At 61.5% G+C, this 15443-nt stretch carries 18 protein-coding genes; 5 read left to right on the plus strand and 13 right to left on the minus strand.

The annotated features are described in order from the left end of the window. Window positions 1-99 precede the first annotated feature (99 nt). Window positions 100-1086: a Gfo/Idh/MocA family protein gene (locus tag G6K99_RS01055; protein WP_174195464.1), complete on the plus strand. Its 987-nt coding sequence runs from the start codon at window positions 100-102 to the stop codon at window positions 1084-1086. On the opposite strand, the gene G6K99_RS01060 is transcribed toward G6K99_RS01055, so the two are convergent. From G6K99_RS01060 to G6K99_RS01075, 4 genes are read right to left on the minus strand one after another with little or no spacing between them, the layout of a single operon-like run. After that, entirely contained in the window at window positions 1083-1454 is a 372-nt protein-coding gene (locus tag G6K99_RS01060; RefSeq protein ID WP_174195465.1) for a hypothetical protein, read from the minus strand. The genes G6K99_RS01055 and G6K99_RS01060 overlap by 4 nt on opposite strands. Window positions 1455-1462: 8 nt before the next feature. Beyond that, window positions 1463-1825: a transporter gene (locus G6K99_RS01065; RefSeq protein ID WP_174195466.1), complete on the minus strand. Its 363-nt coding sequence runs from the start codon at window positions 1823-1825 to the stop codon at window positions 1463-1465. Between the two features lie 12 nt (window positions 1826-1837). After that, a complete protein-coding gene (locus G6K99_RS01070) occupies window positions 1838-2536 on the minus strand; it encodes a class I SAM-dependent methyltransferase (protein ID WP_174195467.1) in 699 nt (232 codons plus the stop codon). Next, window positions 2533-3522, minus strand: coding sequence for a glycosyltransferase (locus G6K99_RS01075; protein ID WP_174195468.1), 990 nt, complete (start codon window positions 3520-3522; stop codon window positions 2533-2535). The genes G6K99_RS01070 and G6K99_RS01075 overlap by 4 nt, the downstream gene beginning before the upstream one ends. Window positions 3523-3674: 152 nt before the next feature. On the opposite strand from G6K99_RS01075, the gene G6K99_RS01080 reads away from it, so the two are divergent. From G6K99_RS01080 to G6K99_RS01090, 3 genes are all read left to right on the plus strand, one after another. Continuing rightward, a complete protein-coding gene (locus tag G6K99_RS01080; protein ID WP_174195469.1) occupies window positions 3675-5480 on the plus strand; it encodes a hypothetical protein in 1806 nt (601 codons plus the stop codon). A gap of 71 nt (window positions 5481-5551) precedes the next feature. Beyond that, a complete protein-coding gene (gene xseA / locus G6K99_RS01085; RefSeq protein WP_174195470.1) occupies window positions 5552-7165 on the plus strand; it encodes an exodeoxyribonuclease VII large subunit in 1614 nt (537 codons plus the stop codon). Window positions 7166-7288: 123 nt separating this feature from the next. After that, window positions 7289-7624 carry a hypothetical protein gene (locus G6K99_RS01090; protein ID WP_174195471.1) on the plus strand — a complete coding sequence of 112 codons (336 nt, stop codon included), beginning with the start codon at window positions 7289-7291 and terminating at the stop codon, window positions 7622-7624. Window positions 7625-7667: 43 nt separating this feature from the next. On the opposite strand, the gene G6K99_RS01095 is transcribed toward G6K99_RS01090, so the two are convergent. The 3 genes from G6K99_RS01095 to G6K99_RS01105 form a co-directional block, all read right to left on the minus strand. Then, entirely contained in the window at window positions 7668-8921 is a 1254-nt protein-coding gene (locus G6K99_RS01095) for an aminopeptidase (RefSeq protein WP_174195472.1), read from the minus strand. 92 nt (window positions 8922-9013) lie between these two features. Continuing rightward, the gene (gene ybaK, locus G6K99_RS01100) at window positions 9014-9487 is read right to left on the minus strand and encodes a Cys-tRNA(Pro) deacylase (RefSeq protein WP_174195473.1); all 474 of its coding nucleotides are present in this window, start codon (window positions 9485-9487) and stop codon (window positions 9014-9016) included. Between the two features lie 5 nt (window positions 9488-9492). Further along, a complete protein-coding gene (locus G6K99_RS01105) occupies window positions 9493-9846 on the minus strand; it encodes an ArsC family reductase (protein ID WP_174195474.1) in 354 nt (117 codons plus the stop codon). Window positions 9847-10016: 170 nt separating this feature from the next. On the opposite strand from G6K99_RS01105, the gene G6K99_RS01110 reads away from it, so the two are divergent. Further along, window positions 10017-10181: a hypothetical protein gene (locus G6K99_RS01110; protein ID WP_092663836.1), complete on the plus strand. Its 165-nt coding sequence runs from the start codon at window positions 10017-10019 to the stop codon at window positions 10179-10181. Between the two features lie 243 nt (window positions 10182-10424). Here the strand turns inward: G6K99_RS01110 and G6K99_RS01115 are convergent, their stop codons facing one another. The 6 genes from G6K99_RS01115 to G6K99_RS01140 all read right to left on the minus strand — a co-directional run bounded on the left by G6K99_RS01115 (window position 10425) and on the right by G6K99_RS01140 (window position 15441). Then, complete coding sequence (locus G6K99_RS01115; RefSeq protein ID WP_174195475.1) at window positions 10425-11015, minus strand: YqaA family protein; 591 nt, start codon at window positions 11013-11015, stop codon at window positions 10425-10427. A 65-nt stretch (window positions 11016-11080) separates the two neighbouring features. Further along, window positions 11081-12670: a glutamine-hydrolyzing GMP synthase gene (guaA, locus tag G6K99_RS01120; RefSeq protein ID WP_174195476.1), complete on the minus strand. Its 1590-nt coding sequence runs from the start codon at window positions 12668-12670 to the stop codon at window positions 11081-11083. A gap of 40 nt (window positions 12671-12710) precedes the next feature. Further along, window positions 12711-13349, minus strand: coding sequence for a 5'-methylthioadenosine/S-adenosylhomocysteine nucleosidase (locus G6K99_RS01125; RefSeq protein WP_174195477.1), 639 nt, complete (start codon window positions 13347-13349; stop codon window positions 12711-12713). After that, window positions 13346-13795 carry a PaaI family thioesterase gene (locus G6K99_RS01130; RefSeq protein WP_174195478.1) on the minus strand — a complete coding sequence of 150 codons (450 nt, stop codon included), beginning with the start codon at window positions 13793-13795 and terminating at the stop codon, window positions 13346-13348. The genes G6K99_RS01125 and G6K99_RS01130 overlap by 4 nt, the downstream gene beginning before the upstream one ends. 70 nt (window positions 13796-13865) lie before the next feature. Then, a complete protein-coding gene (locus G6K99_RS01135; protein WP_174195479.1) occupies window positions 13866-14318 on the minus strand; it encodes a TspO/MBR family protein in 453 nt (150 codons plus the stop codon). Between the two features lie 37 nt (window positions 14319-14355). After that, window positions 14356-15441, minus strand: coding sequence for a DUF1513 domain-containing protein (locus G6K99_RS01140; protein ID WP_174195480.1), 1086 nt, complete (start codon window positions 15439-15441; stop codon window positions 14356-14358). Window positions 15442-15443: the final 2 nt, after the last annotated feature.

Consider the following 15443-nt stretch of genomic DNA (forward strand, 5'->3'; position numbering starts at 1 on the left):
CAAGGTTTCAGCACTGCCGACAACGACAGTTGCCCGCCCGACCAAGCGGCCCTAGGTTAGCCTCCCAATGACTGTCTGTGAATGTGTGGAGGCACTGCTATGTTGCGTTTTGGAATCCTGTCGACGGCGAAAATCGGACGGGACGCTGTCGTTCCCGCACTGCTCGACGCCGAAAACTGCGTGGTCAGCGCCGTTGCCAGCCGTGACATTGCCAAGGCGCGCGCATTTGCGGACCGGTTCGGCGTGCCGCATGCGTTCGGTTCCTACGACGAGATGCTGGCGTCGGACACGATCGATGCCGTCTATATCCCACTGCCGACCAGCCAGCATGTGGAATGGTCGATCAAGGCGGCCGAGGCCGGCAAGCATGTTCTCTGCGAAAAGCCGATCGCGCTGAAGGCGAGCGAGATCGAGCGACTGATCGCGGCAAGGGATGACAACAGCGTCCTGATTTCCGAAGCCTTCATGGTCACCTATGCGCCCGTCTGGCACAAGGTGCGCGACCTTCTGAAGGAGGGCGCGATCGGCGACCTCAAGCATGTCCAGGGCGCCTTCAGCTATTTCAACCGCGATCCTGACAACATGCGCAACATCCCGGAACTCGGCGGCGGCGCGCTGCCGGATATCGGCGTCTATCCGACGATCGCGACCCGCTTTGTCACCGGTAAAGAACCGGTTCGAGTCCAGGCCAAGGTGGAGCGCGACCCGGATTTCGGCACGGATATCTATGCAAGTGTAAAGGCAGCCTTCGAGACATTCGAAATGAGCTTCTACATCTCGACCCAGATGGCGAGCCGCCAGCTCATGGTGTTCCACGGCACAGAGGGCACGATCGAGGTCAAGTCTCCCTTCAATGCCGACCGCTGGGGCGCCGAAGAGATCGAACTCACCAACCAGAAGCACAATGTCTCGCAGATCTTCCGCTTCCCCGACAGCCGCCAGTATCGCCGCCAGGCAGAAGCCTTTGCGAAGGCAGCCATGGGCGAGGCGGCGGACATCGTGACGCTCGAGAACTCGCTTCTCAACCAGCGCTTCATCGATGCGATCTACCGCGCCGGAGAGACCGACGGCTGGGAGACGGTCTAGTATTCGTCCCGCCACCGGCGAATGCGCCAAAGTCCGACGATGAGGAACGCCACAGCTCCCAGCCAGGACGCGCCAAAATGCGCCAGCGGTTGGACCTGTTGCGCTCGGATCGTCAACGCTGCGAAGATCCCGTAGCTGAGCAGAGCGACGACGGCCAACAAAGATCGAAGGCCAGGCCGCTGTGCAAGAGCAACCGGCGCCGGAAGGAGCCGGTTCAAAAAGATCGTCCCGGCAATCCCTAGCCCGAGCGAGAGAAGGCGTGCCGCAAACGCTCCCATGTCGACTGCCCTTGTCAAGGCCAGCAGCAGCGCTCCATCGGCAAGGATCAGCACCAGCAGCAGGAGGGTGAGGCGGATTCCGGTGCGCATGCCCGGCCTCAGCCGTTGATCGCCAGGAGGCCGGCAAAGATCAGGCCGGCTCCCAGCCCGTAACGCAGGGTCAGCGGTTCGCCGAAGACGACATGCGCCAGCAGCGGCACGAAGCAGAAGGTCAGCCCCATGAAGGAATAGGCGATCGTCAGAGGCACGGATTTGAGGACGTAGATCCAGACGATCGTGCCGAAGCCGTAAAGCGCCAGCGCCGCGATCAGGATCGGGTTGGCGGCAAGCGCCGTAAGTCCGCGCAACGAAAAATCTCCGGCCGTATTGCTGGTCATCTTGAACAGAACCTGGCCCATGGCGATCAGCAGTGGCGTGCCGAGAAGGCCTATCCAGGTGACGGGGGTGAGCGACGCGAACATGAGACGAATTCCTCAGCCTAACCGGTCTTCGCTGTAGAAGATGTCGCGGCCGATATCCTCGCACACATAGACCGTCGGCACCGGATGGACGGCGCGCAGGAAAGCGTAGGTATAGGGGAAGAAGTTGAAATGCGGGTTGAACGTGTAGCGGTATTCCCGCTCGCGCGGGACGACGATGATCAACCGCTTTTTCGCGATGCGTCGCAGTTCGGCAATCGCCTGCTTGTAGTCGAGGACATGCTCGATCACGTGCGTGCAGACGACCGTGTCGAACTCGCCGTCGGCGAAAGGCAGGCTCTCGATCTTCGCGGCAACATACTCGACACCCTTGATGTCGGCCGCATCGTCGACGACGAAATCGACGCCAACCAGGCGGCGCAGATCCGGATGGGCGGCGCGCATATGGGTGAGCAGCGATCCCGTGCCGCAACCCACATCGCAAACGCTTGTGCCCTCGACCATGGCGTTGATCCGTCGGATGCAGGCGGCGGAATTGTCGGTTCCCGCATGCACGCGGGGATGGTTGCGGTAAAGCTCGGCATATTCCTCGGCGGTCAGGAACGGCGCGCGTTCCCGGAACCGGGCGAGATGGGACATATGCTCGCCCCAGACGCGCTTGGCGAGCCAGAGAAAAAGCGTCGAGTCGCGCAGGATTGGCGGCAGCAGGTCCTCGATGACGAAGCGGATGCGGTTGGTAGTTTCCCTGTTCATGCAGCACGGCTCCGGCGGCGCTTCGGTTGTTCGGCAGGCGCCTTGGCGATCAGTTCGGCCGGCATGCTCATATAGTGGATGCGCAACTGCTCGGAGCGTGCCCGCGATACGGAATCGAGGATGAGCCCGGCCGTGAACACCAGGAACGAGATCAGCATCAGCACCAGCGAGAACACCCAGGTCGGCATCCGCTCGACCAGGCCGGTCTCGAAATACTCGACCAGCACCGGTGCCATGAAGGCGAGGCTGGTTGCCATGATGGCAGAGCTGATCACGCCGAAGAAGGCGAAGGGCCGGGTTTCCTTCATCAGCATCGCAAACATCCAGAGGATCTTCGCGCCATCGCGGAAGGTCGAAAGCTTGGAATGCGATCCTTCCGGACGCCGTCCGTAATCCAGCTCGATCTCGCAGATCGGCAGTTTCAGACGCGACGCATGCACCGACATTTCCGTCTCGATCTCGAACCCGCCGGAGACGGCCGGAAAGCTTTTGACGAAGCGACGCGAGAAGGCGCGGTAACCGGAAAAGATATCGGTAAAGTCGCGTCCGAAGATCGTCCGGTAGAGAATGTTGAACAGCCGATTGCCGGTCGCATGGCCCTGACGCCCGGCATCCGCATGAACGCCGCGGCGGGTGCCGACAACCATGTCGGCGCGCTCGGTCAGGAGCGTGCGGATCAGCTCTTCCGCGTCTTTCGGAGAATAGGTGCCGTCGCCATCCGCCATCAGATAGATATCGGCGTCGATATCGGCAAACATCCGGCGCACCACATGGCCTTTGCCCTGGCGCCGTTCGCGCATCACCTCGGCGCCGGCGAGCATTGCCTTCAGCGCCGTGCCGTCGGTCGAATTGTTGTCGTAGACGTAGATGCGCGCGTCGGGCAGTGCCTGGCGAAAGCCGTTCACCACCGCTTCGATCGTCGATGCTTCGTTGTAGCAGGGCAGAAGAACGGCGATCTTCAGATCACCCGTCAGGGCATCGGTCATGGTTTTCACTCGATACAAAGAAGACCGCAGACGGCACATGCCGCTTCACCGCTTTACTATTTCTTGGGAAGGTTAAGGCTAGGTTTCGGGCTGGAATATTTCGGGGCGAAAATACGAAAGCCCCGGAAATCATGGTCGGAGGCGGGGAAGACATGCAGGTCGTTAGCGGGCGCGGTGCGATATCGTCGAGGCTTGCGCCCGTGGTGATGATCTACTGGCTTGCAATCTCGATCATGGCCCTGGTCATCAAGCTGCCCACCGCGACCGATCTGATCGGTGCCGACAACGACGACATCATGCGGCTGGTCGAAGTCCGCGATCTCCTCGGCGGTCAGGGCTGGTTCGACATGATGCAGTACCGGCTCGGCCTTGCCGATGGCACGCTCATGCACTGGTCGCGACTGGTCGATCTGCCGATTGCAGCAACGATCAAATTCCTCTCGCTGTTCATGGCGATGCCGCTGGCCGAAGGTGTCGCGGCAACAGTCTGGCCGATTTTCGTCTCCTTCCTGCTGCTTCTGCCGCTCGGCCTTGCCGGCCGCCGGATCGGCGGCGTGGTCACCCTGCATCTGGCGCTCGGCATCGGCGCGATCTTCGTCTTCACCAACATCAAGTTTCAGCCGGGCGCGCTCGATCACCATAACGTCCAGTTGGCGCTTGCCATGTGGGTCACAGCTATGCTGGTCGATCCGCAACATCGCCGGTCAAGCTATGCCGTGGCCGGCATTGCAGCGGCGCTGGCAATCGCCGTCGGTGCCGAAACCGTCCCTTTCGTCGCGGCCGCCTGCATCTGCGTCGTGCTGCAATGGGCTTGGCACGGCAGGACGTTCGCTGGTGCCGCCAAGGCCTTCGGCCTCTGCCTCACGCTTGCGATCTCCGCCGCTTTTTTCGCGACCGTGCCACCCTATCGCTATGCGGTCGTCACCTGCGACAATCTTTCTTTTGGCTTCTACTCGCTGACGGCGATCGGTGGCGCCGGCCTGTTCATTATGGCAAGCCTGCCCTTGCCCGATAAACGGTTGCTGCGTTTCGGCATGCTGGCGGTCGCCGGCGTCGCCCTTCTTGCCGCAGCCCGCGCAATTGCGCCGGAATGCCTCGGCAATCCGCTGGCAAACCTTGATCCGCTGCTTGTCGAACTCTGGCTGAACGGCGTAACCGAGGCACGCTCGATCGTGGCTGAGATGCGCGACACGCCCGAGCTCGTCGGCGGCTTTTATGCGGTGGGCCTTTTCGCCATCCTCGTCTGCCTTGCCCGCATCGCGTGCCGCAGCAAGGTCGAAACCCACGTCGTGCTTCTCGTTCTGCTCCTGGTTTCCTTCGCCGTTGCTGCCATTCAGGTTCGCGGAACGATCTTCTCCAACCTTCTCAGCATCCTGCCGCTGTCCCTGCTGATTGCCGATATCCGCGTCCGTGCCAATGCGGACCGCAACAATCCATCCCTTGCTGCAGCCTATATCGTCACGGTGCTTGCGTCCGTCCCGGTCGTCTGGGGCGTGGCCGGCATTCTCATCAAAGAGGGCGTCGGCTCCGTCGACCTCAATATCCTCTCCACCGATAACGCAGGTGAAGAAGGCGAATGCGGCGGGCCGCAGACATGGTCCGCGCTGAATGCCCTTCCGGTCGGCGTTATCGCTTCTCCCTCCAACAGCGGCGCGGAGATCATTCGCTTCACGCGACATCGTGCATTGTCGGCGCCCTATCACCGCAATCAGGGCGGCATGCTGACCGAACTGCATATCGGCTTGGCGCAACCTGATGAAGCCAAGGCCTTTATCGATGGTGCCGGAGTGACTGCTCTCACCTTCTGCAAGAGCGATCCGCAGACCGAGCGGCTGATCGCGATGAAACCTGACGGCCTCTATGCCGCGCTCGCCCGGAGTGACGTCCCGCCATACCTGCAGCCTGTGGCCACCGGTCCGCTGGATGGGTTCATGATCTACCGGGTCGTGAGAGACTAGGGCGAGATTAAGCGTCGGATGATCCGGAAAGACGGATGAAATCGGCGCAGCCTTCGGTTAGAACAAAGGGTATGACGAGCCCTATCGCCCAAGAATCGCCGACGAACCTTACCGAATTTTCCGTGTCGGAGCTTTCCGGCTCGATCAAGCGCACGATGGAAAATGCGTTCGATCATGTGCGGGTGCGGGGAGAAATTTCCGGCTATCGCGGCCCGCATTCCTCCGGCCATGCCTATTTTTCGCTGAAGGACGACCGATCGCGCATCGATGCGGTCATCTGGAAGGGCACGTTTTCGCGCCTGCGGTTCCGGCCGGAAGAAGGCATGGAAGTGATCGCCACCGGCAAGATCACCACATTCCCGGGCTCGTCGAAATATCAGATCGTCATCGAAAACCTCGAGCCGGCAGGCGCTGGCGCGCTGATGGCGCTGCTTGAGGAGCGCCGCCGTAAGCTCGGTGCCGAAGGCCTGTTCGATCAGGACCGCAAGCAGGCGCTGCCTTACCTGCCGCGCGTCATCGGCGTAGTGACCTCGCCGACCGGCGCCGTCATCCGCGATATCCTTCACCGCATCTCCGATCGCTTTCCCGTCCATGTCGTCCTCTGGCCCGTCAAGGTTCAGGGCGAGGGATCGGGCGAGGAAGTCGCGGCGGCCATCCGCGGGTTCAATGCGCTCGGGCCAGGTGATGCGATCCGAAGGCCCGATGTGCTGATCGTCGGGCGCGGCGGTGGCAGTCTGGAAGATCTCTGGAGCTTCAACGACGAGATCGTCGTGCGCGCTGCAGCCGAAAGCCGGATCCCGCTGATTTCGGCTGTTGGCCACGAGACCGACTGGACGCTTCTTGATCACGCCGCCGACGTTCGCGCACCGACGCCGACCGGCGCCGCCGAAATGGCCGTTCCGGTGAAGGCGGATCTCGATGCGCAGCTCGCCAGCCTGTCCGCCCGGCTGCGGGGCTGTGCAGCGCGACAGATGGACCATCGCAAACAGTCGCTGCGGGCCCTCGTTCGCGCGCTTCCGTCGCTCGACCAGTTGCTGGCGCTTCCGCGCCGACGGTTCGACGAAGCCGCTGCTGGCCTCGGCCGCGGGCTGGAGCGCACGACGGTGGTCAAGCGCCGCGCGTTCGAGCGTGTCTCATCCGGTCTGCGCCTCGATCTGCTGACGGGCAGGCTCACGCAACAACGCCAGGCTTTGAACGACCGGCTGCTACGTGCCGACCGCTGCCTGGAGCGTCGAACCTTGAGCGAACGCGGGCGTCTGTCGCGGTTCGAAGCGTCGCTGAAATCTCTGCCCGCGCGGCTTCTCGGCCAGATCCAGCGCGAGCGTCAGCATCTCGGTGCCTTCGGGCGCCATGCCGATACCGCCATGTCGCACACGCTTGCGCGCAGCCGTTCGGCCATCTCGGCGCAGGATCGCGTCCTGCAGTCGCTCTCCTACAAGAACGTCCTGCAACGCGGTTTTGCGGTCATTCGAGATGAGAACAACCACCCCCTGACACGGGCCGCTGGCATCGGCGAGGGCCGGGCGATTTCCGTGGAATTCGCTGACGGTCGTATCTCGGCCGTCACGGGCGGCGAGGCACCCGTTGACGATCCGTCACCCTCCGCACGGCCATCTCAGCCGAAAAAGAAGCTGCCGAAACCGGAAGGTGCCGACCAGCCTGCCAAGCAGGGCACGCTGTTCTAACCCTTGGGCGGCAGCCCATTCAAATCCCCGCCAAGACTTCCTATCTTCTCCACGAAGAGACCTCTCTGGAACACGGCGTTGCAAGCCGCGTTTCCTCGGCAGTTGCAAACGGAGACCATGGCCATGAAAAAAGCATTCGCGACCTCGTTGCTGATCCTCTCGGCGGCAGCTTTCGGCACTCCGGCACTGGCCGGACAGACGAGGGCATCGGAGATCATCTTCGGCAAGGCTTATGACGATAACGTCATCGCGATCCAGTCCGGCTCGCTCACCAGCCGCAAGGACGGATATTCCGAGTGGTCGGGTTCCGGCAACGAACTGATCATGCGCCGTGCCCAGGCGGAAGTCAGTGCCGACGGCAGCCTGATGCGCTCGCTCGAAGCCCGCGGCATTGCAGTCCACAACGTCCTGTCGGTGGAAACCGCTGCCAACGGCGGCAAGGTCGTCTATTACCGCTGATGGCGGCAAGGGCCCGGTCCAGCCGGGCCCTGTTTTTTGTGCGTCAGGCCCACTCGCCGGCGCGCATCACAGGCACTTTGGAACCGTCGGCCCTGATGCCGTCGATATCCACCTTGTCGGATCCGATCATCCAGTCGATGTGGATGAGGCTCGAATTGCCGCCCTGCGTCCTGATCTGCTCCGGCGTCAGCGACGCTCCGTCGAGGAAGCATTTCGAATAGCACTGGCCAAGCGCGATGTGGCAGGACGCGTTTTCGTCAAACAGCGTGTTGTAGAACAGGATGCCGCTTGCCGAAATCGGCGAGGAATGCGGCACTAGCGCCACTTCGCCCAGCCGGCGGGCACCAGCATCCGTATCGAGAACCCGGCTCAGCACTTCTCCGCCCTTGGCAGCGTTTGCCTCAACGATCCGGCCGCCTTCGAACTTCACTCTGATGTCGTCGATCAACGTGCCCTGATGCGACAGCGGCTTGGTGCTGGAAACATAGCCTTCCACCTTCAGCGCGTGCGGAGTCGTGAACACTTCCTCGGTCGGAATGTTCGGATTGCAGGTGATGCCGTTTTTCGCGACGGACGCACCGCCATGCCATTCATGGCCATCAGCCAGGCCAACCGTCAGGTCCGTGCCGGGGCCGGTGAAGTGAAGCGCCGAAAAGCGTTCGCCGTTCAGCCAGGTGGAGCGCTTCTTGAGGTTTGCGTTGTGCGATGCCCAGGCAGCGACGGGGTCGTCGAGATCGACGCGGGAGGCGGCAAAGATCGCGTCGGCCAGCTTGCGCACCGCCACGTCTTCCGGCACGTCCGGAAACACCTGCCGTGCCCATGCCGGGTTGGGGTAGGAAATGATGTTCCAGTTGATGTCGAAATTGGCGATCTTTTCGAGCGCCGGCTTGTAGGCCATCGAGTTGGCCTTGTTCGCCCGTGCCACCTTGGTGGGATCCTGGTCGGCCAGCATCATCGGGTTGTCGCCGGAGATCGCCAGCCGCGCAGCACCATTGGCATAGGCCTTCGCCATGCCCTCGTAGAGCCAGTCCGAGGCCTTGTCGAAGCTCGCGTCGGGTGCGAACTCGTAGCGCGCAAGCGTCGCCTCCTCGTCGGAATAGAACGTGGTGACGAGACCGGCACCGGCCTTGTAGGCGTGGCGGGTCAGGAACCGCACCAGCGGCAAGGCCGCAATCGGCGCTGTGATGACGAGATCCTGGTTCTTCGCGAGCCCAAGGCCAACTTTGACCGCCACTTCGGCAAGCTTTTCGAGTTTTTGCGGATCGATGGCGGTCTGGAAATTCGGCACGATTGTCATAATGGCCTCTGTTCTTGGAATATCTGCTGACACGACTTAGGGTGACTGAGCTGAATTTGAAGTCGATCGGTCACGATCATAGTCCCCTCGCTTCACGCAACAAGGGCCGCCGCTATCGCTTTCAATGCCGATTGTGCGTCTTTTGGGGCAAGACGAACCTGAAGTCCTCGCTGGCCACCATTGATGAAAACATGGACCTCTTCGAGAGCAGTCGCTTCGATGGCCGTCGGGACGAGCTTCCTCTGTCCGAACGGGCTGATGCCGCCGACACGATAACCGGTTATCCGTTCCGCGTCGGCCGGTTTCATCATGGCCGCAGACTTGCCGCCGAAGGCCGCGGCAAGCTTCTTCATCGAGACTTCTCTATCGGATGGGATGACAACACAGACCGCCTTGCCGTCCACCTCCGCCATCAACGTCTTCAGGACACGGCAAGGCTCTTCGCCGATCGCCTCGGCTGCCTGAAGGCCGATGCGTTCGGCGTTTGGATCATAGTCGTAGGTGACCGTCGTGAAGCTCACGTCAGCCTTCTCGAGGACTTCGGTTGCGCGGGTCGCCTTGGACATGAAATTCAGGTCTCGGTGAATGTCGCGGCGTAGGTTTCCGGTTTGAAGCCGACAACCAGCTCGCCATCCGCTTCCAGTATCGGCCGCTTGATCATCGATGGCTGAGCCGTCATCAGCGCAATCGCCTTTTCCCGGTCGAGATCCAGCTTGTCGGTCTCGGGCAGCTTCTTGAACGTGGTGCCTGCACGGTTCAGCACCTGTTCCCACCCGGCGCGCCCCGTCCAGTCGTTAAGATGGTCGGGGTCGATACCGAGCGCCTTGTAGTCGTGGAAGACATAGGCAACGCCCTTCTCATCCAGCCAGGCGCGGGCCTTCTTCATGGTGTCGCAGTTCTTGATGCCATATATGATGATCGCCATGAAAACCTCTTCCGTTGATGACGATCGATAGCAACCGCACCTCGGTTTAGGCAAGACATGGATGCGGTGAGGTCCGTGCCATGTGATTGGCGCATGCCTCCTCTGTGAGCTTGTCGATTGTATAGGCACAATGTGCAGCCTATTTTAGGAACATCACAAGGAGAGATCAAATGTCTGCATCTATCAAGAACCGCGTTGGCGCATTCGGTCGTGCATTTGCACTGTTCGGCGCTGCCGTCTCCGCATCCGCTGCTGTCGAAAACAATCGTCGTCCGCACGCCCGTGACCTCGAGATCCTCGGCATCGATCCTCAGGCTTTCCGCAAGGTTCGCTAATCATACTTCCAAAGACCGCCCGGCGGGAAAGCTCCTGCCGGACATGTGTGGCGGTATCCTTCGCCACACGATAAGCACTGATGATATGACCCGGCGGAGCCCTTTAGCCAGAGCAGGTCACCATCCCGCTTAATGCATGGCTTGTTTCGCAAGCCGATAGGCGATCAAGCCAAAAACTTCCCCGCGGAAATAATTGTAGTAGGCCAGGCCTGATCGCATAGCCGTAGCTGGCGTCGCGCCAACTCAGCTCATCAGCATCTTGTAGGCGCAATAGACGGCGATCAGCACGACGGCGCCTATCAGCGCCAGCTTCCCGAGCCGCTTCTCGATGAAATGCCGGATGCTCTCGCCATGGCGACGCAGGAGCCATGCCAGGAGAAAGAAGCGGGCTCCGCGGGTCACCACGGCCGCCGCGATGAACAGCCAGATGTTGACATGCACGGCACCGGACAGGATCGTGACCACCTTGATCGGTGGCAGATGCGCAAAGCCTGAGGTCACCAGCATCAGCAGGATCGTCTCGTAGGTGATGCCGGATTTCAGCTCGTTGAACGTATCGAGCTTGCCCCAGAATTCGAGGATCGGCACGGCGATCGCATCGAACGCGAAATACCCGATCCACCAGCCGGCAATGCCACCCAGCACCGAAAATGTCGTGGCGATCAGGGCGTAGCGCCAGGCGCGCTCGGGCCTTGCGAGCGCCATGGGCAGAAACAGCACATCCGCCGGCACCAGAAAGACGGAGCTTTCGACGAAAGCGATGACCGCAAGCCAAACGCTTGCGGACTTGCGGGCGCTGAGCGCCATCGTCCAGTCATAGAGGCTGCGGAGCATAGGGATATCCGGGAAGGGATTGGGAGGTGACAGGCCGCTGAGTGATGCGGCCGGTCACTAAAGGCCTATTCCCACTCGATCGTGCCGGGCGGCTTGCTGGTTACGTCGTAGACGACGCGGTTGATGCCGCGCACTTCGTTGATGATGCGGGTTGCCGCACGGCCAAGGAAGTTCATGTCGTAGGGATAGAAGTCCGCTGTCATGCCATCGACGGAGGTCACGGCGCGGAGTGCACAGACGAAGTCATAGGTGCGGTAGTCGCCCATCACGCCGACGGTCTGGACCGGCAGCAGCACCGCGAATGCCTGCCAGATCGTGTCGTAGAGACCGGCCTTGCGGATTTCGTCGAGATAGATCGCATCCGCCTTGCGCAGGATATCGAGCTTTTCGCGGGTAATCCCACCCGGGCAGCGGATGGCAAGGCCTGGGCCCGGGAACGGGTGGCGGCCGATAAAGCTTTCCGGCAGGCCGAGTTCACGACCCAGAGCGCGGACTTCGTCCTTGAACAGTTCGCGCAGCGGCTCCACCAGCTGCATGTTCATGCGCTCTGGAAGGCCGCCAACATTGTGGTGGCTCTTGATGGTGACCGACGGGCCGCCGGAGAACGAAACGCTCTCGATGACGTCAGGATAGAGCGTGCCCTGTGCGAGGAAGCGCGGAGCGCCCTTGCCGTCGGACGCGATCTTGGCGGCTTCCGATTCGAAAACCTCGATGAACAGGCGGCCGATCGTCTTGCGCTTGACCTCAGGGTCGGAAACGCCGGCCAGCTGCGTCAGGAACAGGTCGGATGCATCCACGGCCACGAGCGGGATGTTATAGGCATCGCGGAACATGCCGACGACCTGTTCGGTCTCGCCCTGGCGCATCAGGCCGTGGTCGACATAGATGCAGGTCAGCTGGTCGCCGATCGCTTCGTGGATCAGGATAGCGGCAACGGATGAATCAACGCCGCCGGACAGGCCGCAGATGACGCGCTCGGTGCCAACCTGTTCCTGGATCTTGCGGATCATTTCGGCCTTGTAGGCAGCCATGGTCCAGTCGGACTTCAGGCCGACGATCTTGTGCACGAAATTGGAGAGCAGCTTGGCGCCATCAGGCGTGTGCACCACTTCCGGATGGAACATCGTCGTGTAATAGCGACGGCTCTCGTCGGCAGCGATCGCGAACGGCGCGTTTTCGGATGTGGCGATCACTTCGAAGCCATCAGGCAACTGCGTGACGCGGTCGCCGTGGCTCATCCACACGGGATAGCGGCCGCCCTGTTCCCAGAAACCATCAAACAGCGGGCTGGATTTCTTGATCTCGACGTCGGCGCGGCCGAATTCCGCGGCATGGCCACCCTCGACGACGCCGCCGAGCTGGGTTGCCAGCGTCTGCTGGCCGTAGCAGATGCCGAGGATTGGAACGCCGCTGTCGAACACAGCCTGCGGTGCGCGCGGGCTTCCCTCTGTCGTGACCGATGCCGGGCCGCCGGAAAAGATCACGCCCTTCGGCGCAAGCTTGTCGAAGGCGTCCGCTGCACTTTGAAACGGGTGGATCTCGCAATACACACCCGCTTCGCGCACGCGGCGCGCAATCAGCTGCGTCACCTGGCTGCCGAAATCGATGATGAGTATGCTGTCGGGATGAGCTACCAAGGGCGTTGTCTGGGTCATGGCGAGCCTTTAGAGAAAAACTGGCTTTTGTGCAACTGCGTCAGAGCGCCAAATCGCCGCTTCCAAGGGCGTTTTCAAGCCGGTCGATGGCCTCTGCAAGCTTCTCGTCGATGACATGGAGATATTCCGTCCAGTTGTCGACATGCTTCAGCTCCGCCTTGCCGTCGGAAATGCCCCGCAGACCGATCAGTGGAAGACCGAAAACCTGGCAGCATCGCAGCACGGCAAAGGTCTCCATGTCCACCATGTCGGCGGCCACGAGATCATAAGCTGATCCCGAAACGATATTGCCGCCCGTCGAAAGCGACGCTTCCGCAATGCCGGGGATGCGAAGCGGCATCGGAACGATCGCCGGGTGATCGAGAAACGGTGTGCGTCCCTTTTCGAAACCGAGCGGGGAGGCGTCCATGTCGCGATAGGCAACGGAGGATACCTGGTAGACCTCTGTCTGCTCGAGACTGCGCGAGCCGGCGGACCCGAGCGACACGACCAGATCCGGCAATAGGCTTTCCGCCTCCAGCCGTGTTAGCGCACGCGACAGGACGGCCGCCGCCTCCACCGGGCCGACGCCGGTCATCAGCGGTTTGATCCGGGTTTTGAGATGCGGACCATATTCGGCATCGACGGCCATGACGAACATGACCTTTTTGCCCGCGACCGATTTGAGTTCGAAATTCATCCGACGATATCCTGCCTGCCGCGGATGACCATCATCGATGCGGTCATGGACGCAATGAGTTTTGCCGGCCCGTCACTGATCGCATAACCGCGCCCATCGGCGACGATGATCGTCGACCCGGGCTTGGTGATTTCGCCGCGAAACAGAAAGCGCTCTCCACGTCCCGGCGACAACAGGTTCACCTTGAACTCGATCGTCAGGATCGAGACATCAGGCGCGATCGTCGTGTAGGCGGCATAGGTGCAGGCCGTGTCGAGGGCCGCGGAAATCACGCCGGCATGCAGGAAACCGTGCTGTTGGGTGAGCTTTTCGCTATAGGGCAGCTCGATCTCGATCATCGCCTGCTCGACCCGGGTCAGCTCCGCATCAAGCATTGCCATCGCGCCCTGCCGGCCAAAACTCTGGCGAATACGCTCGCGAAAATCGCCTGTTTCGAGAATGCTCATGCCTGCCCCTTTGATCGAGGCAAGGTGCCATGCCGGGCCGGCATCGGCAAGCCGCTTTGGTCTCAGCTCGTCAGTTGAGCATCACGATCGAGAGGTTGAGCATCGTCGCAAACGCGACCCACAGCGCATAGGGCACGAACAGCAGCGCGGCCGTGCGGTTTGGCCGCCAGCTCATCGCAATGAACAGCAGGATGAAGACCAGCATCGGTACGATGATGGTGAGGCCGAGAACCGGGTTCTGCATTCCGAAAAAGGCCGGAGACCAGAGCAGGTTCAGGACGGCCTGCACCGCAAACACGACCAGCCTTCGAGTGTTGTTCTGGTCGTACCAGGTAGAGGCAAGCGCTGCGCCGATCATGCCGTAAAGAACCGTCCAGACCGGTCCGAAGATCCAGTTCGGCGGATTGAAGAACGGCTTGTTCAGCTGTTGGTACCATTCGCCGGGAATGTTGCTGACGCCGCTGATCACGCCGACGGCGACCGACGCGATGATGAAGAGACCGTAGACAATAGGTTTGCGCATGTACCCTCAGATAGAGCGGTTTGAGCGGCCGGAAAGATCATCCGATGCGAACGATGTGCTGGTCCCAGGCTATCCGGCTTTTGGTCTCGTTGAAACGCCCGTCATAGGTCGAGACCGCGATGCCGTGCGCAGCCGGTGCCACGCCCGCAGCCTCCCGCACCCTCTCTTCCCTCATCACCTTGCCGGTCCTTGCATCCAGCGTCACCGCCGCACCGCCAACCGGCGATGTCAGGCCGACCAACCCATCGCGACGATTGACGGCGATCGCGCCCACATAGTTGCCAAGCCGGACCGTGGTCTGTTCGGGCAGGTCGAGGAATGCGATGTCTTCGCCCTTCGAAAACCGGCCGGCAAGCGGCGGCAATGCGTTGCGCGCACCTTCCCACTGGCAGGCGAACCAGATTTGGCCGTTGTCGGCAATGTCCAGATGCCGTGTGGAAAGCTGCGATAGCGCCGGCGGCATCATGTGCCTCTGGATCAGCGCGCCGGATCGTGCATCTAAAAGCACCAGCGATGGCTCCATGCGATCGAGATTGAGCTTGGTGCGGCCGAAATCCGGATGCGTCTCGATACCGCCATTGGCGATAACCAGCATCGACCCGTCGTCGGAGACGGTCATATCGTGGGTACCGACACCATGGGCATCGAATTCGCCGATGCGGCGGAAGCCGTCGCTTCCATCATAGACGCCGATCAAGCCGCGATTGCCGTCGAAATCGTTCTCGCTCGCGTAGAGCCTGGTACCATCAGGCGAGAAATGCCCGTGCCCGTAGAAATGTCGCCCCTCCGGTGCCGTGATCATGACTGGCTCTGCCCGGCGTGCCGCATCGAACACCATGGCGAAGGTCCCAGGCCGTCGGGCAAAGGCAACCGTTCGACCGGTCGCAGCACTGAAAGCCATGCCATGCGCCCGCGCGGGAAGCGCCACACGGTCGATGATCTCGCCGCGCTCCGAGACGGTCGCAATGCCGAACGAACCGTCTGGCGCGCGAAAACCCGAGGCATAAACCGCGTCCGCCCGTTCCAGCGCCATCAGCGAGCCCGGTTGAAGGGCCGCGGTAAAGGCAACGCCTGCCGCCTTCAGGAAACCGCGTCGATCGATCGTTTCGCCGCGCCAGTTCATGG

The organism is Neorhizobium sp. AL 9.2.2 (genome assembly GCF_013317225.1).
Taxonomy (GTDB): domain Bacteria; phylum Pseudomonadota; class Alphaproteobacteria; order Rhizobiales; family Rhizobiaceae; genus Neorhizobium; species Neorhizobium soli.

Bases quoted from the DNA above. Each gene is read 5' to 3' on its own strand.
- G6K99_RS01125 (WP_174195477.1), bottom strand. From the start codon at position 13,349: ATGAATTTCGAACTCAAATCGGTCGCGGGCAAAAAGGTCATGTTCGTC.
- G6K99_RS01095 (WP_174195472.1), bottom strand. From the start codon at position 8,921: ATGACAATCGTGCCGAATTTCCAGACCGCCATCGATCCGCAAAAACTC.
- ybaK (WP_174195473.1), bottom strand. From the start codon at position 9,487: ATGTCCAAGGCGACCCGCGCAACCGAAGTCCTCGAGAAGGCTGACGTG.
- G6K99_RS01115 (WP_174195475.1), bottom strand. From the start codon at position 11,015: ATGCTCCGCAGCCTCTATGACTGGACGATGGCGCTCAGCGCCCGCAAG.
- G6K99_RS01090 (WP_174195471.1), top strand. From the start codon at position 7,289: ATGAAAAAAGCATTCGCGACCTCGTTGCTGATCCTCTCGGCGGCAGCT.
- G6K99_RS01065 (WP_174195466.1), bottom strand. From the start codon at position 1,825: ATGTTCGCGTCGCTCACCCCCGTCACCTGGATAGGCCTTCTCGGCACG.
- G6K99_RS01135 (WP_174195479.1), bottom strand. From the start codon at position 14,318: ATGCGCAAACCTATTGTCTACGGTCTCTTCATCATCGCGTCGGTCGCC.
- xseA (WP_174195470.1), top strand. From the start codon at position 5,552: ATGACGAGCCCTATCGCCCAAGAATCGCCGACGAACCTTACCGAATTT.
- G6K99_RS01105 (WP_174195474.1), bottom strand. From the start codon at position 9,846: ATGGCGATCATCATATATGGCATCAAGAACTGCGACACCATGAAGAAG.
- G6K99_RS01070 (WP_174195467.1), bottom strand. From the start codon at position 2,536: ATGAACAGGGAAACTACCAACCGCATCCGCTTCGTCATCGAGGACCTG.
- G6K99_RS01075 (WP_174195468.1), bottom strand. From the start codon at position 3,522: ATGACCGATGCCCTGACGGGTGATCTGAAGATCGCCGTTCTTCTGCCC.
- G6K99_RS01130 (WP_174195478.1), bottom strand. From the start codon at position 13,795: ATGAGCATTCTCGAAACAGGCGATTTTCGCGAGCGTATTCGCCAGAGT.
- G6K99_RS01140 (WP_174195480.1), bottom strand. From the start codon at position 15,441: ATGAACTGGCGCGGCGAAACGATCGATCGACGCGGTTTCCTGAAGGCG.
- G6K99_RS01055 (WP_174195464.1), top strand. From the start codon at position 100: ATGTTGCGTTTTGGAATCCTGTCGACGGCGAAAATCGGACGGGACGCT.
- G6K99_RS01110 (WP_092663836.1), top strand. From the start codon at position 10,017: ATGTCTGCATCTATCAAGAACCGCGTTGGCGCATTCGGTCGTGCATTT.
- G6K99_RS01060 (WP_174195465.1), bottom strand. From the start codon at position 1,454: ATGCGCACCGGAATCCGCCTCACCCTCCTGCTGCTGGTGCTGATCCTT.
- guaA (WP_174195476.1), bottom strand. From the start codon at position 12,670: ATGACCCAGACAACGCCCTTGGTAGCTCATCCCGACAGCATACTCATC.
- G6K99_RS01080 (WP_174195469.1), top strand. From the start codon at position 3,675: ATGCAGGTCGTTAGCGGGCGCGGTGCGATATCGTCGAGGCTTGCGCCC.